This is a genomic window from Streptomyces sp. NPDC039462 (genome assembly GCF_055639375.1).
Genome location: NZ_JBVKAO010000001.1, coordinates 698,088 through 722,756, shown reverse-complemented (window position 1 = coordinate 722,756; position 24,669 = coordinate 698,088). Strand labels below are relative to the sequence as shown.

General features: G+C 71.4%; 24 protein-coding genes. 17 read left to right on the top strand and 7 right to left on the bottom strand.

Going from position 1 to position 24,669, the window contains the following annotated elements; translation table 11 throughout:
• Positions 1 to 30 precede the first annotated feature (30 nt).
• The 4 genes from ACZ7LU_RS02940 to ACZ7LU_RS02925 form a co-directional block, all read right to left on the bottom strand.
• Complete coding sequence (locus ACZ7LU_RS02940; RefSeq protein ID WP_468561273.1) at positions 31 to 732, bottom strand: glutamate ABC transporter substrate-binding protein; 702 nt, start codon at positions 730 to 732, stop codon at positions 31 to 33.
• 353 nt (positions 733 to 1,085) lie between these two features.
• Complete coding sequence (locus ACZ7LU_RS02935; protein ID WP_468085519.1) at positions 1,086 to 2,207, bottom strand: hypothetical protein; 1,122 nt, start codon at positions 2,205 to 2,207, stop codon at positions 1,086 to 1,088.
• Between the two features lie 59 nt (positions 2,208 to 2,266).
• A complete protein-coding gene (locus tag ACZ7LU_RS02930) occupies positions 2,267 to 3,703 on the bottom strand; it encodes a hypothetical protein (RefSeq protein WP_471915483.1) in 1,437 nt (478 codons plus the stop codon).
• A 52-nt stretch (positions 3,704 to 3,755) separates the two neighbouring features.
• Entirely contained in the window at positions 3,756 to 4,352 is a 597-nt protein-coding gene (locus tag ACZ7LU_RS02925; RefSeq protein WP_471915482.1) for a hypothetical protein, read from the bottom strand.
• A gap of 340 nt (positions 4,353 to 4,692) precedes the next feature.
• On the opposite strand from ACZ7LU_RS02925, the gene ACZ7LU_RS02920 reads away from it, so the two are divergent.
• The 5 genes from ACZ7LU_RS02920 (at position 4,693) to ACZ7LU_RS02900 (ending at position 11,021) form a co-directional block, all read left to right on the top strand.
• Complete coding sequence (locus ACZ7LU_RS02920) at positions 4,693 to 6,063, top strand: RCC1 domain-containing protein (RefSeq protein WP_471915481.1); 1,371 nt, start codon at positions 4,693 to 4,695, stop codon at positions 6,061 to 6,063.
• A 340-nt stretch (positions 6,064 to 6,403) separates the two neighbouring features.
• A complete protein-coding gene (locus tag ACZ7LU_RS02915; protein ID WP_471915480.1) occupies positions 6,404 to 6,646 on the top strand; it encodes a hypothetical protein in 243 nt (80 codons plus the stop codon).
• A gap of 153 nt (positions 6,647 to 6,799) precedes the next feature.
• Positions 6,800 to 8,026, top strand: a complete 1,227-nt coding sequence (locus tag ACZ7LU_RS02910) for a hypothetical protein (RefSeq protein ID WP_471915479.1) — start codon at positions 6,800 to 6,802, stop codon at positions 8,024 to 8,026.
• 297 nt (positions 8,027 to 8,323) lie between these two features.
• On the top strand, positions 8,324 to 9,214 hold the full coding sequence (locus ACZ7LU_RS02905) for an NAD-dependent protein deacetylase (protein ID WP_471915478.1): 891 nt from the start codon (positions 8,324 to 8,326) through the stop codon (positions 9,212 to 9,214).
• Between the two features lie 286 nt (positions 9,215 to 9,500).
• Positions 9,501 to 11,021: a UDP-N-acetylmuramoyl-L-alanyl-D-glutamate--2,6-diaminopimelate ligase gene (locus ACZ7LU_RS02900; protein ID WP_471915477.1), complete on the top strand. Its 1,521-nt coding sequence runs from the start codon at positions 9,501 to 9,503 to the stop codon at positions 11,019 to 11,021.
• Positions 11,022 to 11,087: 66 nt separating this feature from the next.
• Here ACZ7LU_RS02900 and ACZ7LU_RS02895 read toward each other — a convergent pair whose 3' ends face one another.
• A complete protein-coding gene (locus ACZ7LU_RS02895; protein WP_471915476.1) occupies positions 11,088 to 11,762 on the bottom strand; it encodes a winged helix-turn-helix transcriptional regulator in 675 nt (224 codons plus the stop codon).
• 84 nt (positions 11,763 to 11,846) lie between these two features.
• Between ACZ7LU_RS02895 and ACZ7LU_RS02890 the strand changes: the two genes are divergently transcribed.
• From ACZ7LU_RS02890 to ACZ7LU_RS02845, 10 genes are all read left to right on the top strand, one after another.
• Positions 11,847 to 13,058, top strand: a complete 1,212-nt coding sequence (locus ACZ7LU_RS02890; RefSeq protein WP_398309288.1) for a pyridoxal phosphate-dependent aminotransferase — start codon at positions 11,847 to 11,849, stop codon at positions 13,056 to 13,058.
• Between the two features lie 17 nt (positions 13,059 to 13,075).
• The gene (locus ACZ7LU_RS02885) at positions 13,076 to 13,681 is read left to right on the top strand and encodes a peptidase (RefSeq protein ID WP_471915475.1); all 606 of its coding nucleotides are present in this window, start codon (positions 13,076 to 13,078) and stop codon (positions 13,679 to 13,681) included.
• Positions 13,682 to 13,716: 35 nt separating this feature from the next.
• Complete coding sequence (locus tag ACZ7LU_RS02880; RefSeq protein WP_471916463.1) at positions 13,717 to 14,949, top strand: FAD-dependent monooxygenase; 1,233 nt, start codon at positions 13,717 to 13,719, stop codon at positions 14,947 to 14,949.
• 65 nt (positions 14,950 to 15,014) lie between these two features.
• The gene (locus tag ACZ7LU_RS02875) at positions 15,015 to 16,310 is read left to right on the top strand and encodes a VWA domain-containing protein (RefSeq protein ID WP_470982403.1); all 1,296 of its coding nucleotides are present in this window, start codon (positions 15,015 to 15,017) and stop codon (positions 16,308 to 16,310) included.
• The gene (locus ACZ7LU_RS02870) at positions 16,310 to 17,101 is read left to right on the top strand and encodes a hypothetical protein (protein WP_471915474.1); all 792 of its coding nucleotides are present in this window, start codon (positions 16,310 to 16,312) and stop codon (positions 17,099 to 17,101) included. The genes ACZ7LU_RS02875 and ACZ7LU_RS02870 overlap by 1 nt, the downstream gene beginning before the upstream one ends.
• A 144-nt stretch (positions 17,102 to 17,245) precedes the next feature.
• Positions 17,246 to 17,851 carry a histidine phosphatase family protein gene (locus ACZ7LU_RS02865; RefSeq protein ID WP_468085495.1) on the top strand — a complete coding sequence of 202 codons (606 nt, stop codon included), beginning with the start codon at positions 17,246 to 17,248 and terminating at the stop codon, positions 17,849 to 17,851.
• 48 nt (positions 17,852 to 17,899) lie between these two features.
• Positions 17,900 to 18,823: a TIGR03619 family F420-dependent LLM class oxidoreductase gene (locus ACZ7LU_RS02860; protein WP_471915473.1), complete on the top strand. Its 924-nt coding sequence runs from the start codon at positions 17,900 to 17,902 to the stop codon at positions 18,821 to 18,823.
• 75 nt (positions 18,824 to 18,898) lie between these two features.
• Positions 18,899 to 19,558, top strand: a complete 660-nt coding sequence (locus ACZ7LU_RS02855) for a hypothetical protein (protein ID WP_471915472.1) — start codon at positions 18,899 to 18,901, stop codon at positions 19,556 to 19,558.
• Positions 19,559 to 19,639: 81 nt separating this feature from the next.
• Positions 19,640 to 20,062: an acyl-CoA thioesterase gene (locus ACZ7LU_RS02850; protein WP_468085489.1), complete on the top strand. Its 423-nt coding sequence runs from the start codon at positions 19,640 to 19,642 to the stop codon at positions 20,060 to 20,062.
• A gap of 265 nt (positions 20,063 to 20,327) precedes the next feature.
• On the top strand, positions 20,328 to 21,149 hold the full coding sequence (locus tag ACZ7LU_RS02845) for an endonuclease I family protein (RefSeq protein WP_468312268.1): 822 nt from the start codon (positions 20,328 to 20,330) through the stop codon (positions 21,147 to 21,149).
• Positions 21,150 to 21,160: 11 nt separating this feature from the next.
• Here the strand turns inward: ACZ7LU_RS02845 and ACZ7LU_RS02840 are convergent, their stop codons facing one another.
• Positions 21,161 to 22,048 carry an aldo/keto reductase gene (locus tag ACZ7LU_RS02840; protein ID WP_471915471.1) on the bottom strand — a complete coding sequence of 296 codons (888 nt, stop codon included), beginning with the start codon at positions 22,046 to 22,048 and terminating at the stop codon, positions 21,161 to 21,163.
• 97 nt (positions 22,049 to 22,145) lie between these two features.
• On the opposite strand from ACZ7LU_RS02840, the gene ACZ7LU_RS02835 reads away from it, so the two are divergent.
• Together ACZ7LU_RS02835 and ACZ7LU_RS02830 are read left to right on the top strand one after the other, a co-directional pair.
• Positions 22,146 to 22,907, top strand: coding sequence for a DNA-binding response regulator (locus tag ACZ7LU_RS02835; RefSeq protein WP_471915470.1), 762 nt, complete (start codon positions 22,146 to 22,148; stop codon positions 22,905 to 22,907).
• A 68-nt stretch (positions 22,908 to 22,975) separates the two neighbouring features.
• Positions 22,976 to 23,788, top strand: coding sequence for an SAM-dependent methyltransferase (locus ACZ7LU_RS02830; RefSeq protein ID WP_471915469.1), 813 nt, complete (start codon positions 22,976 to 22,978; stop codon positions 23,786 to 23,788).
• A gap of 338 nt (positions 23,789 to 24,126) precedes the next feature.
• Here ACZ7LU_RS02830 and ACZ7LU_RS02825 read toward each other — a convergent pair whose 3' ends face one another.
• Positions 24,127 to 24,573, bottom strand: a complete 447-nt coding sequence (locus tag ACZ7LU_RS02825; RefSeq protein WP_471915468.1) for a hypothetical protein — start codon at positions 24,571 to 24,573, stop codon at positions 24,127 to 24,129.
• Positions 24,574 to 24,669 lie beyond the last annotated feature (96 nt).

Sequence of the window (24,669 nt, the reverse complement as noted above, 5' to 3'; positions counted from 1 at the left end):
CGGGATGCCGTCGGCTGACGGCCCTCGCGGTCAGTACCGCTGCACCGGCGGCGGTGTCGGCGCAGGAACGCCGGAGCGGCCGAGGGTGGCGCGGTACGCCCGGAGCCAGTCGCCGCTGCGGACGTGGTGTTCCAGTGCGTCGTTGACGGCGTCGCGCAGGGCCGCGTCCTGCCGCGCCAGGCCCACGCCGTAGAACTCCTCGGAGAAGGGCCGGCCGATGACCCGCAGACGGCCCTCGTTCTGCGCCGCATAACCCTTCAGGATCGTGTCGTCCGCGGTGACGGCGTCGACCACGTCCATGACGAGGTCCTGTACGCAGTGCGCGTAGCTGTCGTGGGACACGACGGTCGCCCCGTACTCCGGCTGCCTGATCCGCTGGTACGGAGTGGATCCGGTCACCGTGCAGACCTTCTTTCCGCGCAGCTCCTCTGGTCCCCGGATACTCCGGTTTTCCTTGTCGACCAGGAGATCCTGCCCGCCGAGATAGTAGGGGCCCGCGAAGGAGACCTGCTTCTTCCTTTCGCTGTTTATCGTGTAGGCGCCCACGTACAGGTCGACGTCTCCCTTGGATATCGAGATCTCCCGCACCTGCGGAGCCACCGTTTTCCACTCGATCTCGCTCGGCCCGAATCCCAGATAAGCCGCCACCATTTTCGCGATCTCCACGTCGAAACCCGAACGTTGCCCCGTCACCGGATCCTCGAATCCCATGAAAGGGTGGTCGGACTTCACACCAATGGTTATGGTCTTCTTCGCGAGGACGCGGGACGTACCGACCGGGTACTCGAGGCCCGGATCGCTACCCGTAAGCGCTCCGACGCTTCCTGGAACACTTCCCTCTCTGCCGCATCCACCCAGCACAAGACAGAACAGCAGCACCAGGGGACTCAGCGGACGAACCCATGCCTGCACCTTCCCTCCTCGGGAATATGCGGCCCCCGCGGCACGAGAGCACAAAGGGCGTGCGTCGGAATGGAAGCGGCGTCCGGACCAGTTTAACGATGCCGATGCGCCGCGCTACCGGGGAATTCCGTGCACGGGCGGCCGGCGAGCCGACGGCTCGGGCCGCCCGTGCGGGTCCCGCGTCAGCCGACCTTCCGCCAGGTGCCTCCCTTCTCCAGCCGGTAGGTCCCGGTGAGCCGCCGCTGGTCGGCGCCGGCCCGCGGCGTCGCTTTCTGGCCCCCGCCGTTGTCGTCCGGCTGCTTCGCGGTGGCACCGGACGGGCGCACGCTCTGGCACTTGTCGGGGTTGGTGTAGGTCTGCGCCACCACGGTGGAGGAGTTCGTGGTCGACGGGCCGTCCACCGCGATGTCCTTGACCAGCTTGCCGCTGCCGTCGACGTGCAGGTCGCCGACGACCCGGGACATGGAGTTGAGCGCGCCGAACTGGATCTCGTCGTTGGGCTTCAAGGTGAACGTGACCTCGGTCTCCTCGGAGTTGGTCATGCTCCAGGTGTGGCTCCAGGTCCCCTTGAACGCGGCGGTGAACGCGCCGCGCAGGGCGAGGTGGATGAGGCTCTTGAACGCCGCGGTCGTGCTGACCTTCTCGGTCATCTGGGCCGTACCGGTCAGCGTGTTCGACACCGTGGCGCTCGTGGACGCCGTACTTTCCGACGTGGAGTCCTGGTTGGGGCCCTTGTCCTTGGGCGCCGAGTGGTTGGTCTCACTGCTCTTGCTCGTGTTCGTCGTGGTGGCGCTGCCCGTGGTGGCGTCCTGGAGGGTCTGCTGTGCCTGGACTTCGCCGGTGGTCGAGCCGCTGACCTCGTTGTCGGTCCAGGCTGTGCCCTCGATGGTGGCGCTGCCGGAGACCTCGCCGCCGATGTTGTCGGAGCTGGAGGTCTCCAGCTTGACCGTGCGCTTGATGGACATGTCCGCGTTGGTGCAGTTGATGGCGCCGTTGGACACCGAGTAGACGGCGCTGGTGAACTCGCGCTTGCGCTGGGGGTCCAGCTTGAACGAGCAGGTGTACCGCTTGGTGTGGCCGCACAAGGAGGTCACCTCGTGCACCGACTTCAAGGGCTTCTTCCCGTCGAACGCCCGGGCCTTCGGCATCTTCTCGATGCCGTAGTCACCGGTCTTGTCGCCCTGGGGGGCCGCCGCGGAGGGAAAGGCGGCGGTCAGGGAGAGGGCGGACAGGACGGGGACCAGAACGAGCATGCGGCGGGTCGCCGCTCGGCGATGCTGGGAGGGACGCGCGGTGTGAACCATGACTGTGTCCTTTCGTTGCTGATTTCCCGAGTGATCAGGAGATGACGCGCGCGGTGTCGTCAGTCCCGGGCGGGCGATTCGTCGACGGCCAGGGGGACGGTGCGGGCCGTGATGCCCCTGGGCGCCTCACCGGCCGGCACCAGGTGGGGGACCTTGCGCAGGGTGGGAGCGCCGACGCTGTTGTCCGGGGTGCGGGCGTTGTCACGGGCGTCGCCGCAGCGGGCCAGCTCGACCTTGCTCATCGGGCCGGTGCGCTGGTAGAAGCGGTCGCCGAAGGAGCCGGACGGCAGGTCGGCGAAGACGTCCATCCGCTCGTTCTTGCTGTCGTGGATCAGCGTGCCGGCGATCCGCTCCCGGGCCGCCTGCACCTCGATCCAGCTCACCTCGCCCGGCTGGACCGTGACGGACGCCGTCCGCTGTTCCTTGCGTCCGTAGAGCAGCGGGTTGTTCGTACCCATCTCCAGCGGATTGCCGTCGGCGCGGGTGAAGCCGGCCGCGATCTGGGTGGCGATGTTCTCGTACCCCTTGCGGACATCCGTCTGGGGTTGCTGCGGAGCCGACTGCTGTTGCTGCTGCAGGCCCTGCGGTCCAGGCGGCTGCTGTTGCGGCTTCTGCTCGTCGTTCTTGCGCTGCGAGAAGTACTGCGTGACGTTGTCGTACGGCAGCTCCTCCCAGTTGACCGGACGCTGGTCGGTGATGGCGTTGCGGGTGCAGTTGATGTACGCCTGGCCGACCATGCGCGGCCGGTCGTAGTACCGGTAGGAGTAGCGGTCGTCCTTCTCGAAGTGACAGGTCCTCGGGCCCCCGAGGCAGTCCTGGATCACGATGCGGGGTTCGACCGGCTCGCGGCCCTGGTACGCCTCAGGCATGGGCAGCCGCGCCTTCTTGAGGTCGTACGGCACCGGTGCCGGATCCTGCGTGGCCCGGAAGCGCGTGACGAGCGGGCCGCAGGCGGACGCCTTCTGGTAGGTCCAGCTGATCCGCGGATTGTTCTCCCCGGCCGTGAAGGAGTACGAGCGTCCCTCGTGCCAGTGGGCCTTGCCCGACTCGGTGGTCTCCGTGGTGACGGTCTGCTCGGAGTTGCCCGCACCGGCGGCGGACACCCGGTACCCCTGGCCCTTCGTCGGGTCGTCCGTGCCGCAGTTCGTGAGTGGACTGGGGCTGTCGTCCCACGTCACGGTGACCGTGGAGCCCTTCTGGACGCGCCACAGGCGGGTGCTGAGCGTGCCGGCCGAGCCGTCGCTGAGCGCGGCCGCCTGCAGTCCGCCGCCGTGGCCCGCCCGGCTCGCCGAGAACAGCTGGGTGTTCTTGCCGTCCCATTTGTTCGGCGCCCCCTTCTGGGCGGTTCCTGCGGACACGGTGGGGCTGGCGAGGTCCGGGTTCTCGATCCGCGCGCCCACCTCCTCCGCGGCGAACGCGGCCCCGGGCAGGGTGCTCAGCACGAGGGAGCTGCCGAGCAGCGCGGACAGGCAGTAGGTCGTGGTGCGTCGTGGCATGAAGGTCTCCTTGGACGAAGTGGGGGGAGCGGGGGCTGGGTTGTCCGGGTGTTCAACAGGCCCACCAGGACGACTGCGGCACGATGACCTGGTCGTCGGAGAGCCGGTCGCGCATGCCGGAGGTGGCGTGGCACTGCTGCGTCACTCCGTCGGCGGGCGCCGCGGACCGCGAGACGTTCCCGAAGTCCGCCTGCTCCTGGACGTAGGCGTCCTGGTCCTTCTTCTGCGCGTCCTGGGCCTCGCCCGTGATGGGCCGGTTGCACGTGTGGAAGTTCTCCACCTGGCACTTGTCCTTCGCCTGCTTGTTCTTCCCGACGTCCGAGCAGGCGCTGCTCGACGGAATGCCGTTGATGCCACCGGGTGAGCAGGGGTCGGTGTCCGGCGGTGAGGGGACGGGTGACTTCTTGTCGACCTCCGGCGGCTTGGGCTTCGGCGCCTCGGCGGGCGGGGGCGCGGTCTGGGTGTCGGGCGCGGGGGCGGGGCTGAACTTCGCGGGCGGCGGTTCGTCCGCCTTGGCCACCACGGCCTCGGCGGCCACGGCCGTGGGCACGGCGGCGGCCGGCGTCAGCCCCAGGGACAGGGCGGAGGCACCCGCCACTGTGACCATTCCAGCCGCGAACAGGGCACGGCACACAACGGCAACACGCATGGTTCTCCTTCGGAGTTCGGGGGGAGTCGGCGGCCTCTGAGCCACACCACGGTGGGGGCCGCCGCTCTCACACTCCGACAGCTCGGCCGTCCCCGCCATTCGACCTGGGCGATGAGGTGCGCCAGTTGGGCGCAGCATGAGGCCGACTGGCCGTAAGTGGCGGGGCCTTGGCGAAGCCAGGGTTTCGGGGCGACCCCCCAAAGGCGTGAACTCTGGCTTTCGCAGGCCGAAAAGCGGTTCGAACGCGGCAAGCATGTTGCTGGACGCCACGACTCGAGTGGTTTGTCCTCCAACTGCGGTGCCACGCCTATGCCGTGGTGCCCGAACGAATGGAACTCCCATGAACGCAAAGACCCGTGGGCTGCGCCTGCGCGCTGCCCTGACCGTCATAGCCACCGCGACCGCTCTGGGAGCGGCAGCGGCCCCGGCTCTCCCCGCCGAGGGACACGACCCGCTGGTGTACGCGTGGGGCGCCAACTCCGGTGGGCAGCTGGGCAATTCGACGTCACCCGACCGCTACGCCCCGGCCCCGGTTCCCTCCCTGCCCAAGCAGGACGTGTTCGAGGTCGCGGCCGGCGGCGGAGCGAGCGACGGCTGGGGATTCGGCGTCGCCCTGCGCAACGACGGGTCCGTCTGGACGTGGGGCCAGAACGACAAGGGCCAGCTCGGCACCGGGCCGACGGACCCCGACCACAACGCCGCGCCGGGCAAGGTGCCGAAGCTCAACGGCATCGTCGATGTGGCGGCGGGCGGCCAGCACGCGCTCGCTCTCCGCGTGAACTCCGGTAAGGCCGACGGGGTTTACGCATGGGGCCTCAACGACAAGGGCCAGGTCGGCGACCACACCAACGAGGACCGATCGGTTCCCCAGCTGGTCCAGAGCATGCACGGCGGCAAGCAGGTCGCGGCCGGGTGCAATCACAGCATGCTCCTCACCGACAAGAACACCGTGCAGACCTGGGGACTCAACGACAAGGGCCAACTCGGCACCGGTACCGGCGAGTCCGACGAGACGAACGAGAACCACAACACCCCGGTCGAAGTACCGGGACTCACCGACGTGGTCAAGATCGCAGCCGGGTGCGAGTACAGCCTCGCCGTGAAGTCCGACGGCACCGTCTGGGCCTGGGGCGACAACTCCAAGGGCCAGATCGGCATCAACAAGGACGCCGGCGCCGTGGAGTTCAGCAACAAGCCGGTTCAGGTCCAGGGCCTGCCTGCGAGCCAGGGCGGACAGTCGGGCTCGGCCGAGCAGCCGGGCGGAACGGACACCGGGACCGGCACGGGAACGGACGCGACCCAGGGCACGGGCCCGATGGTCCGGGACATCGCCGCCGGCTACGACCACGCCTACGCCCTCTACTCCGACGACAAGGTGTACGGCTGGGGCAACAACGAGAACGGGCAGCTCGCCGACGGGACGAAGACGAACCGGACGAGCGCGCACGAGGCCATCGAGCTGCCTTCGGTGCGGGCGATCTCGGCGGGACGCGGCTACGGTCTCGCCGTGCGCTCTGCCGGTGGCGGCACCAGCAACGACATCATCGGCTGGGGGCTGAACAACCACGGCCAGCTCGGCAGCGGTGACGCCCTCACCCACGACCTCAAGGACAACGACCAGTTCGTCACCGTCTTCCCGCAGGAGGCGGAGCAGGCGAACCCGTTCACCCGTGTGACGGCGGGCAACAGCCAGTCCAGCTACGCCTATTGAGCCGGACCGGCCGACAGTGACCGGCGACTGACGGTCTCCGCGTGAACCCGCCCTCCGCACCTCGTGCGGAGGGCGGGCACCGGCCACCGGCCACCGGCCACCACACATAAAACCCGAAAGGACTCCCGCCCCGTCGAAGATCCGTTGAGCGCCCGCCCAACCGGCTGATCCCGGTGCGTATATGAGTCGGCGCTCCCCCGACGTGCCACCACTCGCAGTCCGCACGCCCTTGGCACACCTCCCGGCCCATGCCGAAATAGCCCTTGCCCGCAAGTTTCAGTTCCGGTCTTGTCGCGCAGGTCCCCCTCTTCATCGTTGGTGAAGGAGAACCCCCTCATGCGTGTACGCCCAGACGTCAACACCTACGCGATGTACAGCGGCCGCTGTCGCCCGCGACCCGGCCCTCGTCCACAGGGTCCTGACCCGCCTCCCCACGGCATGGCACCGTCTCGACGCGCACACCGCCGGCCGCACGAGCGTGGCCGGCATCATGACCACTCCGCTCGCCCGCACGGCCACGGTCGTGGCAGCACGGCTGCCGGCGAGCCGCCGCGGCTCGGGACAGCACGAGAGGGTCTCGTAGCCACGGACCGGCCCCCCGGAACGGTTCCCCATCATTCGCGCACACCAGCTGATTCCGCTCCTGCTCCTCTGCCTCGCCACCCTGGCGTCCACCGGGCCCGCGCCGCCCCAGTGGCCCGGCGGGGCGAAGTGCCGTGACACGACGCTGGTCGGGGTGGCGCATCAGGACGACGACCTGTTGTTCATCAATCCGGCGATCGCCGAGGACTTCGACCGAGGGAATTGCCTCCGCGTCGTGTACGTGACCGCGGGTGACGCCCATCTTGAGTGGGCGGGCGGGTATGTCCAACGCCGCGAGATGGGCGTACAGCAGGCGTACAGCGCTCTCGCCGGCCGGCCGATGAAGCCCGGGGCGCCCAGCCCCTGGAAAGTCTCACCCGTGCGGGCCGGCGGGCGGACGCTGCACAGCGTCCGTCTGGACAACGGACCGCTGCGGCCTGACATCCGGCTCGTCTTTCTGCGGCTGCCCGACGGCGGCTGGAGCAGAGAGGCGGCGCGGCACCGGAGCCTGCTCGCACTCTTCCAGTCGCGAATCCGCTCGCTCGCCGCGGTGGACGGGTCCGCCCGCTACACGGAACCGGCTCTGATCAGCACCTTGGCCGCCCTCATCGAGCGGTTCCGGCCCTGCGAGGTGCGCACGCTGGACTTCGCCAACACCGCGCTGAAGTCGTCCGGCAAGGAGTGGGCCGACCACAGCGATCACGCGGTCACCGGCCGGTATCTCCGCCTGGCGACCCTGCGGGCGCGCCCGGCGGGGAGCACGCCTCGCCTGACGGCGTACGAGGGGTACGGAAGCGCGTTGCGTCCGCCCAATCTCGGTGCTGTCCTGACCGCCCGGAAGACCGCCGTATTCGAGCACTACTACATCCATGACGAGAGGCGGGTGAGCGACTGCCCCGGGTCCTACTGCGCACCCACCAGAAGAGCGGCGGGGCGGTACGTGCGATGGCTCGAACGCCGTTACGCGCGCCGGGCGCCCGATCCACGGCCCGGCACCGTCGTCTCCTGGATCGGCTCCACGGCCGCCGGCTTCACCGCGTCCGAGCTCTGCCTGACCGCGGACCGGGGCGACGTCCGCACCGCGCCCTGCGCCGGCACGGTCCATCAGGTGTGGCGGCTGGTGGAGGGGGACCTGCGGACCGGGGGCGGGGGCGGGGGCGGGGGCGGCCGTCGCTGTGCGGGCGTCCGGGGCGGGACGGTCGTGCTTGCGCCCTGCACCGGCGGATCGGCCCGGTGGGCGGTCACGCGGTGGGGGCAGTTGCGCACCGGCGGGGGCTGTCTGACCCAGGACGATCTGCTGCGGCCGCGGCCCCGGCTGCGGTTGGCCGCCTGCACGGCGGCGGACCCGGGGCAACGGTGGTTCGTCCCCGGTGCTCGGTGACGCCGGTACGGCCGTGATCCTCGGTGACATCTCGGCCACGGTCCTCGGCGCCGCCGGTACGGCCACGGTCCTCGGGGACCCCGGTACGGCCACGGCCCTCGGCGCCGCCGCTTCAGCCACGGTCCTCGGGGACGCCGGTCCAGCCAGGTCCTCGGTGCCACCGCTTCGGCCGCGGTCCTCGGGGACGCCGGTACGGTCACGGCCCTCGGGGACGCCGGTACGACCGCGGCCCTCGGGGACGCCGCTTCGGGCCGAGTGGGCGCTGTGGCTCGGGAGTCCCTTGCGTACCCTGGCCGCATGCGGATGCGTCCCACTCTGAGCTGGAGTCCTCCCGAGGATCTGCCGCCGGCCACCACGGGTCTGGGGCCGGTCGCCGGTGCGCTGGAGGCCGGTGGCGTGTTGGTGCTCAGTGGGGCGGGGATCTCGACGGAGTCGGGGATTCCGGACTACCGGGGCGAGGGCGGCAGCCTCAGCAGGCACACCCCGATGACCTACCAGGAGTTCACCGCCGACGCCCGGGCCCGGCGCCGGTACTGGGCGCGCAGTCACCTCGGCTGGCGGCTCTTCGGGCGCGCACGGCCCAACGCGGGGCACCGGGCCGTCGCCGCGTTCGGGCGGCACGGCCTGCTGTCCGGTGTGATCACCCAGAACGTCGACGGGCTGCACCAGGGCGCCGGCAGCGAAGGCGTCGTGGAGCTCCACGGCAGCCTGGACCGGGTCGTCTGCCTCTCCTGCGGCGCCTTCACTCCGCGGCGTGAGCTGGCCCGGCGGCTGGAGGAGGCCAATCCCGGGTTCGAGCCGGTGGCCGCAGGCATCAATCCGGACGGTGACGCCGACCTCAGCGACGAGCAGGTCGGGGACTTCCGCGTCGTACCGTGCGGAGTCTGCGGTGGCGTCCTCAAGCCGGACGTCGTGTTCTTCGGCGAGGCCGTGCCGCCGGAGCGGGTCGAGCACTGCCGCGAGCTGGTCCGCGGCGCGACCTCGCTGCTGGTCCTCGGCTCCTCCCTGACGGTGATGTCGGGGCTCCGGTTCGTCCGCCAGGCCGCCCAGAGCGGCAAGCCGGTGCTGATCGTCAACCAGGACCCGACCCGCGGCGACCAGCACGCCGTCACCCGGGTCGCGCTGCCCCTCGGCGCGGCCCTCACCACCGTCGCCGGCCGGCTTGGCGTCTCCGTCCCGGCCCGGTAACCGAACGACACGCCCGGGCGTACACTCGGCCGCATGGGTCACATGGGTTCCACGAGGTGCACGAGGTGCACGAGGGCACCTCGAACCCGCGAGCACGGCTAGCGACTCTCGCGCCGACTCGCCGCGGCCGCCGCAGCCATCGTTGCCGCCGCCGCCACCGCGCCCGGCTCTCTCCGGGCGGTGTCCGCCCCGCTCCACGTCACCACCACAGCTTCCCGGCTCCCGCCGGCGCTGCCGCCCGGCCGCGACCGCACGACCGGGTCCGCGCCACTTCGAATGGATCATCGTGAAGCTGAACGAGTTGCTGGCCGGACACGACCACCACGTACTCCGGGGCGAGCCGGGTACCGTCGCGGTCACCGCGGGGGTGACCTTGGACGTCGACCGGGTCGGGCCCGGTGCCGTGTTCGTCGCCGTGCCCGGGCACCAGGAGGGCGGGCCGAGCGCGGTGGGCGCCGCGTTCGCCCGTGGAGCCGTGGCCGTCATCGTGGAAGGGGCGGATCCGACGCTGCCGGTGGTGCCCGCGTCCGGGGGCGGGTGTGTCGTGCGGGTGGCGGACACCCGGCGGGCGGCCGCGGTCGTGGCCTCGCGGTACTTCGGGGAGCCGGGGCGGCACATGGACGTGGTGGCGATCACCGGCACCAACGGCAAGACGTCCGTCTCGTACATGGTCGAGTCCGCCCTGCGGCTCTCCTCCGGGGCGAAGGTGGGCGTCATCGGGACGGCCGGCAGCCGGATGGGCGACGAGCAGATACCGATGCCGCGGTCCGTGCTCACCACCCCGGAATCGCCCGACCTGCAGTACCTGCTCGGCCACATGCGCGACCGGGCGACCGGCAGTGTGGTCCTGGAGGCCACCTCCATGGCGCTGCTGACACACCGGGTGGACCGCACCTTCATCGACGTCGGCGTCTTCACCAACCTGACGCAGGACCACCTGGACGACCACGGCACGATGGCCGACTACCGGGACGCTAAACTCCGGCTCTTCCAAGGCCTGTGCCGGCACGCGGTGGTCAACGCCGACGACCCCGTGGGCGCCGGGATCGGTGCGATGATGCCGGGCGCGGTGACCACGTACGCGCTCGACGGTCCTGCGGACTACCGGGCGACGGACCTGGTCGTGAGCGCGTCGGGCACGCGGTTCACCCTGTGGCACGGGGGCCGTGCCCGTCCCGCATCGATCCCCTTCCCCGGCCGGTACTCCGTGGCCAACGCCCTCGCGACGCTCGCCTCCTGCCACGTGCTGGGGCACGATCTGGACGCCCTCGTCGCCGCGCTGGCCCAACTGCCGCCCGTGCCCGGCAGGTTCGAACGCTTCGAGACGCCGGAGGGGACCTCCGTGATCGTGGACTACGCCCACTCCCCCGACTCCCTGGACAAGGTCCTGACCACCATCCGCGGCTACGCGCGCGGCCGCGTGATCACCGTCTTCGGCTGCGGCGGCGACCGGGACACCACGAAGCGTGCGGACATGGGGAGCATCGCCGGGGCCCACTCCGACCTCTGCGTCGTGACCTCCGACAACCCGCGCGACGAGGACCCGGAGGCGATCCTGGACCAGATCGTCCCCGCCCTCACGGCGACCGGGACCCCGTTCGAGCGGCTCGCCGACCGGCGCGAGGCCATCGCCTTCGCCCTCTCGTCGGCGGGCCCCCTGGACACGGTCCTCATCGCCGGCAAGGGAAGCGAGCCGCATCAGACGGTCCGCGGGGAGCTGCTTCCGTTCAGCGACATGGCGACCGCGCGGGAACTCGCCGCCGCGCAGACTGCCGCGGGTCGGCCGGGAGTTCAGTCGGTACGTTGAGCGGCTGAGCGGCGGCAGGTTGGGCGGGCGGCGGCTGCGCGCGCCGTCACGCCTCGCGCAGCACCGTCACGCCTCGCGCAGCGCCTTCGCGAGGACCGAGTCGCCGGTGACCTCGATCCGCCCGTCCCGGACGCCCTGCCCGAGGGTGAGTTCGCCGCGGCTCACGGCCACGCAGGCGCCGGCGTCCAGGGTGAGGATGGCGTCGGCCCCGTCCGGCGCGGGCCCGTCGCCGTAGGTCTGCCCGCCATAGGTCTGCCCGCCGTGGCTCTGCTCGCCGGCGGCCAGACGGACGTGGAAGCAGCCCTCGTCGAGCCGCACCTCCACCGTGCCCTCGGCGCCCGCCCCCGCACCGGCCGCCGCGAGATGCCTCAGCAGCGGCAGCGCGAACCAGTGCGCGCGCACCGCGTCCGTGGGCCTGCGCTCCTCCAGGGCGGGGGCGCCCCACGCGGCGAGCGCCTCCAGGACCGGCAGCAACGCGCGCCCGCTGCCCGTCAGTTCATAGACGTACGCCGCCGAGGGCGCGGGCAGCCTGCGGCGTGTCGCGAGACCCCGCTGCTCCATGTCCTTCAGACGCGAGGCCAGTACGTCCGTGCTGACGCCCGGCAGGTCGGCGTGGAGGTCGGTGTAGCGGCGGGGACCGACCAGCAGTTCCCTGACGATCAGCAGGGTCCAGCGGTCGCCCACGGCGTCCAGCGCCCGGGCTGCCGCGCAGTACTGGTCGTAGCTTCGGCGAGGTGGCATGCGACGCAGTCTATGCAAGTTGTTGGACTTTCCAAGCGGGGACTTGGTAAAACCAAGTAACACACGTCACGGGAGGCGCACCGCATGGAGTTCCGGCAGTCGAGCAAGCTCAGCGAGGTCTGTTACGAGATCCGGGGACCCGTCATCGAGCACGCCAACGCGCTGGAGGAGGCGGGCCACAGCGTGCTGCGCCTCAACACCGGCAACCCCGCGCTCTTCGGCTTCGAGGCGCCCGAGGAGATCGTCCAGGACATGATCCGGATGCTCCCCAAGGCGCATGGCTACACGGACTCGCGGGGCATCCTCTCCGCCCGGCGCGCGGTCGCCCAGCGCTACCAGGCGCTCGGCCTGGACGAGGTCTCCGTAGACGACGTCTTTCTCGGCAACGGCGTGTCCGAGCTGGTCACCATGGCCGTACAGGCCCTCCTTGAGGACGGCGACGAAGTCCTCATCCCGGCGCCCGACTTCCCTCTGTGGACCGCCGTGACGACCCTCTCCGGAGGAAAGGCCGTCCACTATGTGTGCGACGAGTCCGCCGACTGGTACCCCGATCTCGACGACATGGCCTCGAAGATCACGGACCGGACCAAGGCCGTCGTGATCATCAACCCCAACAACCCCACGGGCGCGGTCTATCCGAAGGAGATCCTGGAGGGCATCCTCGACCTGGCGCGCCGGCACGGCCTGATGGTCTTCGCCGACGAGATCTATGACCAGATCCTGTACGACGACGCGGTGCACCACAGCGTGGCGGCCCTCGCGCCCGACCTCGTGGTCCTCACCTTCTGCGGCCTGTCCAAGACGTACCGGGTGGCGGGGTTCCGCTCCGGCTGGCTGGTCGTCACGGGGCCGCAGCAGCACGCGAAGAACTACCTGGAGGGCCTGACGATGCTCGCCTCCATGCGGCTGTGCCCGAACGCCCCCGCCCAGTACGCCATCCAGGCGGCGCTCGGCGGCCGCCAGTCCATCCGCGAACTCACGCTGCCCGGCGGGCGGTTGCACGAGCAGCGGGACAAGGCGTGGGAGAAGCTGAACGAGATCCCGGGCGTCTCCTGCGTGAAGCCGAAGGGCGCCCTGTACGCGTTTCCGCGCCTGGACCCGAAGGTCCACCCGATCCACGACGACGAGAAGTTCGTCCTCGACCTCCTCCTCCAGGAGAAGATCCAGGTCGTCCAGGGCACAGGCTTCAACTGGCCCCGCCCCGACCACTTCCGCATCCTCACCCTCCCCTACGCTGACGACCTCGACGCGGCAATCAGCCGCATCGGCCGCTTCTTGAGCGGTTACCGCCAGTGACTCGCCCCGGGAGCACCGTGTCGTCCTGCACCGCCTGCGGACAGCCCGTCCACACGCAGTTCGCCTCGCCCGAACTCGTCGCGCCCATCGTGTACGAGGACTTCGACCGCGCCGCCGACCCGGCCTGGCGCACCTCGGGCGCGGCGACCGTCGAGGACTACGCGCGCTGGTGCGGCCATCTGTGCGGCCTGACGTGCTTCCGCATGGCGCTCGGCGCCGACGCCCCGCCCCTCTTCGCGTTGCGCGACGGCGCGCTGAAGTACGGCGCGTACACCGAGGCGGACGGGGTCATCAAGGGCATGATCTACGCCCCGTTCGCCGAGTACGCCCGCGCCGAGTTCAGCCTCGACGCCCAGGTGCACCGGCACCTCTCCGTCGAGGAGATCGGCGTCCTCCTTGACGAAGGGCGGCAGGTCGTCGCCTCCGTGCACTATGAGATCCGGCGCCCGCATCGCCCCTCGCCCGGCAGGGGCGGTCACCTGGTGTTGCTCACCCGGCGTACGGCCGACGGGCTGTTGCACTTCCACAATCCGTCGGGCGTCGACGCGCGGACCCGTGCCGCCGACATGGCCGTCGGCGAGTTCGAGCCGTTCTTCGCCGGGCGTGGGGTGTCGCTGCGCTGACAGCGGGTCACCGGGGCTGCCAGGATGGCGGGATGATGCGTGGAGGCAGCGTCGCCGTCGTGGGCGGCAGCATCGGTGGGTGCGCCGCGGCGCTGGCCGCGCACCGCGGTGGTGCCGACGAGATCACCGTGTACGAGCGCGCCGCGGGAGATCTGGCGGACCGCGGCGTGGGGCTCGCCGTGCACGACTCCCGTTATGCGGAGCTGGAGTCCGCGGGGTACCTGGACGCGCGCATGCCGTGGGTGCAGCTCGTGCGGCGGCGCTGGTACGTGCGGGACGACGCGGCCGCGTCCCCGCTGGGGCGGGAGATCGCCGTGATGCCGTTCCCCTTCCGGACGTACAACTGGGGGCCTCTCTGGCGTGAGTTGCGGGGGCGTATCCCCCGGAGTGTGGACTTCCGCGTGGGTGCGACGGTCCGTGCGGTGCGTCCCGGCGACGACGGGCGCGTGGAAGTGACCACCGACGTGGGCGGCGCGGAGCGGCACGACCTCGTCATCGGCGCCGACGGTTACCGCTCCACGGTCCGCGCCGCCCGCTTCGGTGACGTACGTCCCGCGTACGCGGGGTATCTCGCCTGGCGCGGCGCCTTCCCCGAGGAACGGCTGAGCGATCCGCAGCTGTGGGCCGACGACGACTGCGTGTACGCCGTCTTCCCCGGCGGCCACGTGATCATCTACCGCATTCCTGAAGGCGCGGGCGGCCACCGCGTCAACTGGGTCCTGTACACCGCCCCACCGCCCGGACTCGACCTCGGGCTCGGCCTCGACCTGCGCCTCACCGGCCCCACGAGCCTGCCACCCGGCGGCCTCACGGAGGCACTCGCCGCCCACCTCGGATACGTGGCGGACGAGCTCCTGCCGCCCTACTGGGGCGCGCTGCTGCGGGAGACGGCGCCCGACGAGCTCTTCCTCCAGCCCATGTACGACTTCACCGCGCCGCGCTGCACGGCGGACCGCGTCCTGCTGGTCGGCGACGCGGCGGCGGTGGCCCGGCCGCACACCGGCGCGGGCGCGGTCAAGGCGCTGCAGGACGCGACGGTCCTGGAGGCCGCCCTCACGTCGGCGGACACCTGGGCGGACGCCCTCGCCGCGTACGACGCGGACCGCACCGTCTCTGGCCGATCGATGGTCGACCTCGGGCGGCGGCTCGGCGGGGCGCTCGTCCAGGGGACACCAAACTGGCGGGCCATGGACCAGACGGCGATGGAGGCCTGGTGGAAGCAGGCGGACGGGACCGGGGCGTTCGGGGGCCGGGAGCTCAGGCGCTGACCTGCACAGCGTCCCGTTCCGACGCCGTTTTGGGGATGCGAGCCGAAGATCAATAGTATCCGGCGATGATCACAAGACAACGGCCGGCGGCCTGGGTCATGGCCCTGCTCGCCGCCCTGACCGCCGGGCTCGTCACGGCAGGCCCCGCCGCCGCCGATGACGACGACGAACCGGCACAGCCCGCCCCCAAGGTCGAGCTGGTCCTCGACGTCAGCGGCTCGATGCGGGCCCGCGACATCGACGGCAAGTCCCGGATGGCCGCCGCGAAGCAGGCGTTCAACGAGGTCCTGGACGCGACCCCGGACGAGGTGGCGCTCGGCATCCGCACCCTCGGCGCCAACTACCGCGGCGACGACCGGAAGACGGGCTGCAAGGACACCGAGCTGCTCTACCCCGTGGAGCAGCTCGACAAGGCGGGCCGCACCGACGCGAAGACCGCCGTGGCCACGCTCGCGCCGACCGGCTGGACCCCGATAGGACCGACGCTGCTCAAGGCCGCCGACGACCTGACGAAGGACGACGACGCCGAGCGCAGCCGCCGCATCGTGCTGATCTCCGACGGCGAGGACACCTGCCAGCCGCTCGACCCGTGCGTGGTCGCCCGCGAGATCTCCGCCAAGGGCATCCACCTCACCATCGACACGCTCGGCCTGGTGCCCGACGCCAAGACCCGCGACCAGCTGAGCTGCATCGCGGAGGCCACCGGCGGCACGTACACGTCGATCCGGCACACCGACGAACTCGCGGGCCGGGTCAAGCAGTTGGTGGACCGGGCGGCCGATCCGGTCGTCACGCCCGTGGCGGTGAAGGGTGCCGAGCAGTGCACCGAGGCGCCCGAGCTGAAGTCGGGCCTCTACACCGACCGTGAGAAGTTCGGCGAGCACCGCTGGTACCGCGTGGAGGTCCCGGCGGGCAAGGAACTGCGCGCCTCCGTGAGCGTGGCCGCCGACCGGGCCGTCAACAAGGACTACGGCGTGCTGCTGCGCGCCGAGACGCCGCGGGGCCGCGAGATCGTGCGCGGCCAGGAGTCCGGCGACGGCCGCACCGACGTGATCTCGACGGGCCTGCGCCACCCGAGGCCCGAGGCGGACGACGAGGACGACGAGGGCTCCCCCGAGACCGTCTGTCTGCGCGTCAGCAACTCGTTCTCCGCGCCCGCGTCCGTGAAGACGACCCCCGGGCTCCCCGTCGAGCTCGCCGTGGACCTGGTGGACTCCCCCGACGAGGCGTCGGACGTCGCCTCCTTCGGGCTCGGCCACGGCTGGTGGCTGCTCGGTGTGCTCGTCCTCGTCGGCTTCCTGGCCGGTCTGGTCTGGGGCTGGCTCTCGCGCTGGCGCTTCGCGGTCTGGAGGACCAACTGATGCGTACGACACGTGTGGCGCGGCGCTTCGCCGCCGTGGCCGGTGCCGCCCTGCTCGCCCTCACCGGCGCCGCGGGCATGGCGGCCGCGGACGACGAGAAGTCCGCCGAGGTGACGGAGGCGGGCACGTCCTTCCGTACCGCGACCGCGATCCGGCCCGACCAGCGGGCCACTGCGGAGGCGTCCACGGGTGACTACCTGTACTGGGCGTTCCCCGTGGACACCGGGCAGCGCGCCACCGTGCACGCGACGGTGAAGCTGCCCGAGGCCGCGGCCCGGCACGCCGCGTCCACCTGGCAGGTCGACGTGTACGACGGGCTGCGGCGCCGCCAGGCCTGCCGGCTCGGCACGCCCACGAAGACGGCCGCTCAGGACGTCGCGTCGGTGTCGCTGTCCTGCACGCTGCGTACCGTCAGGTCCTGGTCGGAGGAGTGGGCGAACGATCCGCTGCCGGGCACCTACTACCTGCGGCTCACGGTCACCGACCTCAAGGCGGACGACCTGGGGCTGCCGGTGCGGGCCGAGGCGAAGGTCACCACGACCGACGCGGGCGGCGCGCAGGCGGTGGACGGCGCGCTCGCGGAGCCGCTGGTTCCGGGCGCGGGTGCGGACGGCTCGGACGAGCGGCAGACCGCCGCCGTGGAGCCGGAGGACGGCTGGTCGGGCGGCTGGTGGTCCTCGCGCTGGCTGTGGACGGCGGCCGGCGGCGTCCTCGCGGCGCTCGCGGGCGTCGGCGGTTACGCGCTGACGCGCGGCTCGGGGCGGCCCGCCCGGGTGCCGCAGGGCGTGTAGTGCCCTGGGGCTTGTAGTGCCGCAGGGCATGTAGTGCCCCGCTTGCCGGGTCCCGCCGGGCGCGGGGTCCGGGCGGCGTGGCAGGCTCGGTGGTGGCGGTGCCGGACGGCCCGCCACCACCGGGAGAACAGGAACGGCGCGATCATGGGTGATCTGCTCCTCGTCCGGCACGGCGAGACGGAGTGGTCCCTCTCGGGACAGCACACCAGCTGGACGGACATCCCCCTGACGGACAACGGCAGGGAGCAGGCCCGCTCGCTGGCCCCCCTCATCAGCAGGTTCCGGATCGGGGCGGCGTTCACCAGCCCGCGGCAGCGCTCGCGGGAGACGGCGGAACTGGCCGGTTTCGGCTCCGCCCGGGTGGACCCGGACCTGAGCGAGTGGGAGTACGGCGCGTACGAAGGCGTCACGACCGTCGAGATCCACCGCACCCGGCCGGACTGGTACCTCTTCACGGACGGGGTCGCGCCCGGCCCGCCGGAGCATCCCGGCGAGAGCCCGGAGCAGGTGGGCGAGCGGGCCGACCGCATGCTGGCCAAGGTGGACGCGGCCCTCGCCGACAACGAGGGCAGCGTCGTCCTCTTCGCCCACAGCCACTTCCTGCGCGTCCTCACGGCCCGCCGCCTGGGCCTGCCGGCGTCCGGCGGCTCGATGTTCCTGCTCGCCACCGGCACCGTGAGCCGACTGAGCACGGAGCACCGGCGGCACGTGGTGGCGAGCTGGAACCTCCGCCCCCAACTGCTGAAGTGACCTGCCCCACCGCGTGATCCGCCGTCGCGGCATTCGACAGACGCGTTGATGATCATCAAGACTGCGGTCATGCGATACGGCGTGAATCTCCTCAACTTCGGCTCCGGCACCACCCCCGACTCGCTCGTGCGGCAGGCGACCGACGCCCGTGAACTCGGCTTCGAGTTCGCGATGATCTCCGACCACATCGCGGTGACCCCCGATGTCCACGAGGTCTATCCGGCGCCGTTCTACGACCAGTTCGTGCTCGCCGCACATCTCGCGGGGCGCGTGCCGGGGCTACGGCTCGGCACGACGATCACCGTGATCCCCTACCGGCACCCGCTCCAGACGGCGCGCCTCGCCGCGAACATCGACCGGCTGAACGCCGCAGGATTCATCCTCGGCGCCGGTGTCGGCTGGTCCGCCGCCGAGTACGAGACGCTCGGCGTGCCCTTCCGCGAGCGCGGCGCGATCACCGACGAGTACCTGACCGCGATCCGCGCCGCGTGGCGCGAGGACCCGACGTCCTTCCACGGCACGTACGTGTCGTACGACGGTGTCCGCACCGCGCCCTCCCCCGCGACCAGCCCCTGCCTCCCCGTCTGGGTCGGCGGCAACTCCCCCGCGGCGCAGCGCCGCGCGGCCCGCCTGGGCGAGGGCTGGCATCCGTTCATGCCGACCCTGCCGCTGCTGGCCGAGGCGCTGCCCCGCATCGCGGCGGAGGCGGAGGCCGCGGGCCGCCCCGCGCCGGACCTGGTGCCCCGCCTGCAGATCCGGCTCGGAGAGCGGCAGGACACTCCGGAGCGGCCGCTGGGCCACGGCAGCGCCGACCAGATCCGGGGCGACCTGGAGACGCTGGCGGAGCTTGGCGCGACGGACGTACTCCTGGACACGTATCCCGGCAGCCCGGCGGAGCGGGCGGGCGCGGACGACGACCGGCGCGTCCTCGAACTCCTGATGTCGGTGGCGCAGGGCACCATCAGTACGTGATGTCAGTGGCACAGGGCACCATCGGTATCAGGTGACGGATCAGGTCACGGAGCCGGCCGGGAAGGGGTGCGCGGAGTGAAGCCTTTGACAGCCGCTCAGCGACGGATCGTCGAGGCGGCGGACCCCGAGACCGGGCGTCTCTCCGGCAGCGAGGCCCAGTTGACGGCCCTGGTGCGGGCGCGCCTCGCCTTCCGCCATCCCCGGCCGCCGCACGCGTTCTTCCTGACCCCCGCCGGTCATCGCGTACGGGAGGAGGGCACCGCGGCCGCCGCCGCTCCGGAGCCGTCGCCGGCCCCTGAGGCACCCGAGGCACCCGAGGCATCACAGGGGTTCGCCGCGCGCACCGGCGCGGAGACGGCACCGCACGCCGTCGAGGGTCCCGCCCGCGCGCGGGAGGTGCGCACCGCCTGGGAGGGCCTGGTCGAGCTGCGCCGCATGACGAACGCCGACGGTGCCAGGGACCGCCCCTGCGCGTGGGAGCGCACGCACCTCGTGCGGGCGGCGGCGCTGGCCCTGGAGGCGGCGGGCTGCCGCCCCGCGAGCCCCGGCCGCGAGGGCTACCGGGTCGAGGCGACACCGCAGCCGGAGGCCGTCGCCGTGCGGGAGCCGACACAGGAGGGGCTGCGGGCGTGCGGGGCGGCCCTGGAGCGGGCCGGGTGGCAGGTCAGCGAGCACGCGGAGCCACGCGCGGGCAGCCGATCCCGCTATGTCCTCGCGTCGCCCCGCAGGAAGTGAGGCGCCGGCGGCCGGGTCGGAATCCCTTACGAAGCTGGTGCGTTGAGCGCACCAAGACCGAAGACCATCGAAGGGAACGCCGTGTCAGAGCCGTTTTTCGTGAGTGTCGGCGTCCGTGGGTACGAGACGGACACGCAGGGCCACCTCAATCAGGCCGTCTATCTACAGTACGCCGAGCACGCCCGCTGGTCGCTGCTGCGCGAGGCCGGCATCGCGCAGACCGACCTCCTGGACAAGGGGGTGGGCCCAGTGGTCCTGGAGAGCACCGTCCGCTACCGCAGCGAGCTGCGCGCAGGCGACGAGACGACGGTGACCTGCGTGTTCGTGTGGGGCGAGCGGAAGACCTTCGGCGTCGAGCAGACGATCACGAAGGCGGACGGCACGGTCGCCGCGACGGTCACCTCCGTCGGCGGGCTGCTCGACCTCAAGGAGCGGCGACTGGTGGCGGATCCGCGCGAGTACTTCAGGGCGCTGGCGACCGATCCGGCGGTGCTCGGGCTCTGATCATGCGCGCGGCGGCCACGGCCGGACCCTTGCGCCGACCTTCGCCGCGTGACCTTCGCCGCGTGCGTGACTTTCGCCGCGTGACTTTCGCCCCGCGACTCTCACCGTGTGCATGACATCGTTACCCGACCGACCCACGTCGTTCACACAGTCGTACGCACATCCGTGCCACTCTCCCGATGGTTGATCGGTCAACTCGCGTAGACCGTGCGCTCCTTGGACGGGCGCGGGGCGCGCGAGGCCTTCGGGAAAGGACACCCCCCACATGCCCGTGCCGCGTGTACACCGCTGGAAACCCCTGGCCCTGACCGCCGCGGCGCTGCTGGCCGGCCTCACCGTGCCGACCACGGCCACGGCGTCCGGTGCGGCGTCGGGTTCGGCGTCCGCCGCCGTCGGCGCCTACGACGACACGTACTACAAGGACGCGCTCGGCAAGACGGGCCCCGAGCTCAAGTCCGCGCTGCACACGATCATCAGCGACCAGACGAAGCTCTCGTACGACAAGGTCTGGGACGCCCTCAAGACCACGGACCAGGACCCGGCGAACAGTTCGAACGTGATCCTGCTCTACACCGGCACCTCCCGGAGCAAGAGCAGCAGCGGCGGCGACCAGGGCGACTGGAACCGCGAGCACGTGTGGGCCAAGTCCCACGGCGACTTCGGCACGGCGACCGGCCCGGGCACCGACATCCACCACCTGCGCCCCGAGGACGTCACGGTCAACAGCATCCGCGGCAACAAGGACTTCGACAACGGCGGTGGCGCTGTGGCCGGAGCGCCCGGCAACCTCACCGACGGCGACTCCTTCGAGCCCCGCGACGCGGTCAAGGGCGATGTGGCCCGCATGATCCTCTACATGGCGGTCCGCTACGACGGCGAGGACGGCTTCCCCGACCTGGAGCCCAACGACCGGGTGGACAACGGCAGCGCGCCCGCCATCGGCCGCCTTTCGGTCCTCAAGCAGTGGAGCGCCGAGGACCCGCCGGACGCGTTCGAGAAGAACCGGAACCAGGTCATATTCGACAAGTTCCAGCACAACCGGAACCCGTTCATCGACCACCCGGAGTGGGTGGAAGAGGTCTGGTGACGCAGGAACGCTCAGTGGGCGGCGAGCGCGCCGAGCTCGGTGAGGTCGCCGGCGTCGAGCCGCAGGCCCGCCGCCGCCACGTTCTCCTCCAGGTGTGCCGGTGACGACGTGCCCGGGATCGCCAGCATCGTCGGGGAGACGGCGAGCAGCCACGCCAGGGTGACCTGGGCGGGCGTGGCCCCGTGCCGGTCCGCGACGCGCCGGAGTGCCGAGAGGTCGGGCGCTCCGGCGCCGCCGAACGGGAAGTAGGGGACGTACGCGATGTCCCGCGCCGCACACAGGTCGACCAGCTCGGCGTGCTCGCGTGTCAGCGGGCTGTACCTGTTCTGGACGGCGGCGACGGGCGCGATCTCCTGGGCCTCGGCGAACTGTGCGGGGGTGGCGCTGCTGACGCCGAGGTGGCGGATGAGGCCCTCCTCGCGCAGGGCGGCCAGGGTGGCGAAGCGGTCCTCGCCGGGGCCGTCGGTCCGCAGGAAGCGGAGGTAGACCAGGTCGAGGTGGTCCCGGCCCAGCTCGCGGAGGTTGCGGTGCACGGCCGCGCGCAGCTCCGCCGGGTCGGCGGGGTTCATCCAGCTGCCGTCCGGGAAGCGGCCGGGGCCGACCTTGGTGGCGATGACCAGGTCGTCGGGGTAGGGGTGCAGGGCCTTGCGGATGAGGTCGTTGGCCGCGATGTCCTCGTAGAAGTAGAAGGCCGCCGTGTCGATGTGGTTCACGCCGAGCTCGACCGCGCGGCGCAGCACGGCGATGCTCCGGTCGGGGTCGTGCGCGGGGCCGTCCCAGTGCGCGGAGGGCAGCCGCATCGCGCCGAAGCCCATGCGGTGGACGGGGAGTTCGCCGCCGATGAGGTACTGCCCGGCTGCGGCGGCAGAGGCTTCCGTGGAGTGGTCCGTCGTCGTCATGCGCCAGATCCTCTGCCGCACGCGTGCCGTACGCGAACCTGTGGCCACTTGCTGCCACGTTGACCGTCTGCGCGCCGCGTCGCAGACTGTCGCCACCATGGCGAGCACACCCGGCACATCGAGCAGTTGGACCCCACCGGACACCGACCAGATCGTGTCCCTGCGGGGCGAGCGGGAGCTGGTGCGCCGGGCCGGGGACCTGTTCACCGGGGCCCGCGAGGAGTTCCTGTGCGCGGCGGCGGACCTGGTGACCTTCTCGCCGGGGGTGAACGCGGCGTTCGCCGGGGGCAGGCGCCCGCCGCTCGTGCCGGGCGGCCTGACGATGCGGAAGCTGTACACGCCGCGCGCGCTCGAGGACGCCGCGTCGGAGGCGCGGCTCGTCCGGATCGCCGAGTCCGGGGCGGAGGTGCGCATCTCGTCGGCGCCGCTCGCCCATGAGGCCATCGTCATCGACCGGCGGGTGGCGATCCTCGCCGGGGCGCCGGTGCGGGGGGTGCGGACGTTCACGGTGATCCGCACGCCCGTCGCGGTCGAGGGGGTCAGGGCGCTGGTGTACGCGGCCTGGGAGACGGCCACCGACCTCGACGAGTATCGCCGGACGCGGCCTCCGGTGCTGGGTGAGGAGGCGCGCCGGGTCCTGCGGGCGCTGGGCGCGGGGCACACCGATGAGGTGACGGCGCGCGAGCTCGGCATGTCGTTGCGTACGTACCGCAGGCGCGTGGCCGAGGTCATGGCGACGCTCGGTGCGACGTCCCGTTTCCAAGCCGGGCTGCGGGCGCGGGAGTTGGATTTCGGCATCTGGGGCGGGGTGGGCGACCGGCCGCGCTCGGGGCGGTCTAGATTGTCGCTTGATCGTTGAACGCTTGATCGTCGGACCGTGCGGTACGACGACGGGTGAAGGTACGTTGACGTGGCCAGGAGGCTCCCGTGTCAGATCACGACCCCCAGCTCGGCTCAGCAGCCGACATACGCGCGCGCATCGACACCAGCACGCCGCATTCGGCGCGTTTCTGGAACTACTTCGTGGGTGGCAAGGACAACTACGAGAAGGACCGGGAGCTCGGGGACCACATCAAGGAGATCTTCCCTGGCCTGGTCGACGTGGCGCGCACCAGCCGCCTCTTCCTGGGCCGCGCGGTGCGCCACCTGGCCGCGGAGCGGGGCGTGCGGCAGTTCCTGGACATCGGCACGGGGCTGCCGACGGCGGACAACACGCACGAGGTCGCGCAGCGGGCCGCCCCCGACGCGCGCATCGTCTACGTCGACAACGACCCGCTGGTCCTCGCCCACGCGCGGGCCCTGCTGACCAGCACGCCCGAGGGCGAGACAGCGTACATCGACGCGAACCTCTACGAGCCCGAGGCGATCCTGGCGGAGGCCGCGAAGACCCTCGACCTCTCGCAGCCGGTCGCCCTGATAATCCTCAACACGCTGGGCCACGTCGCCGACCACGACCAGGCACGCGACCTGGTCTCCCGCCTCATGTCCGGCCTGCCGTCCGGCAGTTACCTGGTCATCAGCGACTCCACGGCGACCAGCGAGGGCATGATCGCGGCATCGAACGAGTACAACAAGAGCGGCGCGATCCCGTACTACGTACGCGATGTCGAGGAGATCGCCGGCTTCTTCACCGGCCTCGACCTGCTGGAGCCGGGAGTAGCCCAGGTCACGCGGTGGCGCCCGGACACGGAGGACACGACGGCGGTAGACGCATACGGAGCAGTGGCCCGCAAGCCGTAACAGGGCCCCAGGCCGTCGCGCTCCACCCTCCGCCAGAGGCGGAGCGCGACGCCCCTCGCGTGCGCGTCCGCGTGGCTCCCTCCCGGACCAGTCGACGACCCATTGGCCCTCGTGGAAAAAGTCCTCCAGTGATGCGCGGTCCTCGACCCAGTAGTCGCCGCAGCCGTGCACGAAGTCCCCGTCGTGGGCGAGCAGGATCAGGTAGCTGGGCGGGGAGTCGGGCAGTTCCTGGATCTTCACGTACTTTCCCGCGTCGTCTCCTGAACTGATCCGTCCAGCCTTCTCGAACTCAATCACCGGAGGTCGTGACGACACTGGTGCCCCCTCAGGGTCCCGGGTCACACGGAACCCTCCGTGTGCCGCAGCCAGCGTTCCAGGGCCTCCCGCGTCTCCTGCGGCACCTCGGGCGACGCGGCCATGCGGGCGCCGAGTTCCCGCATCGACGGGAGGCGGTGTGGGTCCTTCAGGAGGACGCAGTCCGTCCACTCCTCTCCCTCCACCCCTCGCACGACCACGGTGCCGTCGAGGGAGAGCATCGCGAAATCGATGTGACCCGCCCCGCGCCCCGTCACCCGCGCCTCGGCGCCGGCGCCCGCGATGTCGGAGTGCCCGGTCAGGGCCACCCGGGCCCACCTCAAGGGCTCAGGGGGCACCGCCTCCCTGTCGCCGACGGCGATGAGGAACTCTGGGTCGCCCATCGGGAAGAGGCCTTGGTCCGCACTGAGCAAGTACCACCCGTGGTCCACCTTTTCCGGCAGGTCGGGTTCGTCGGATGCCACGCTCACGGCCCATTCCTCGCCGCCGGTCTCGACGGAATCCGCAAGGAATGCGAGGCACGGAGGCATCAGCGGGGCGGACACGTCCACCAACCCCAGATAACG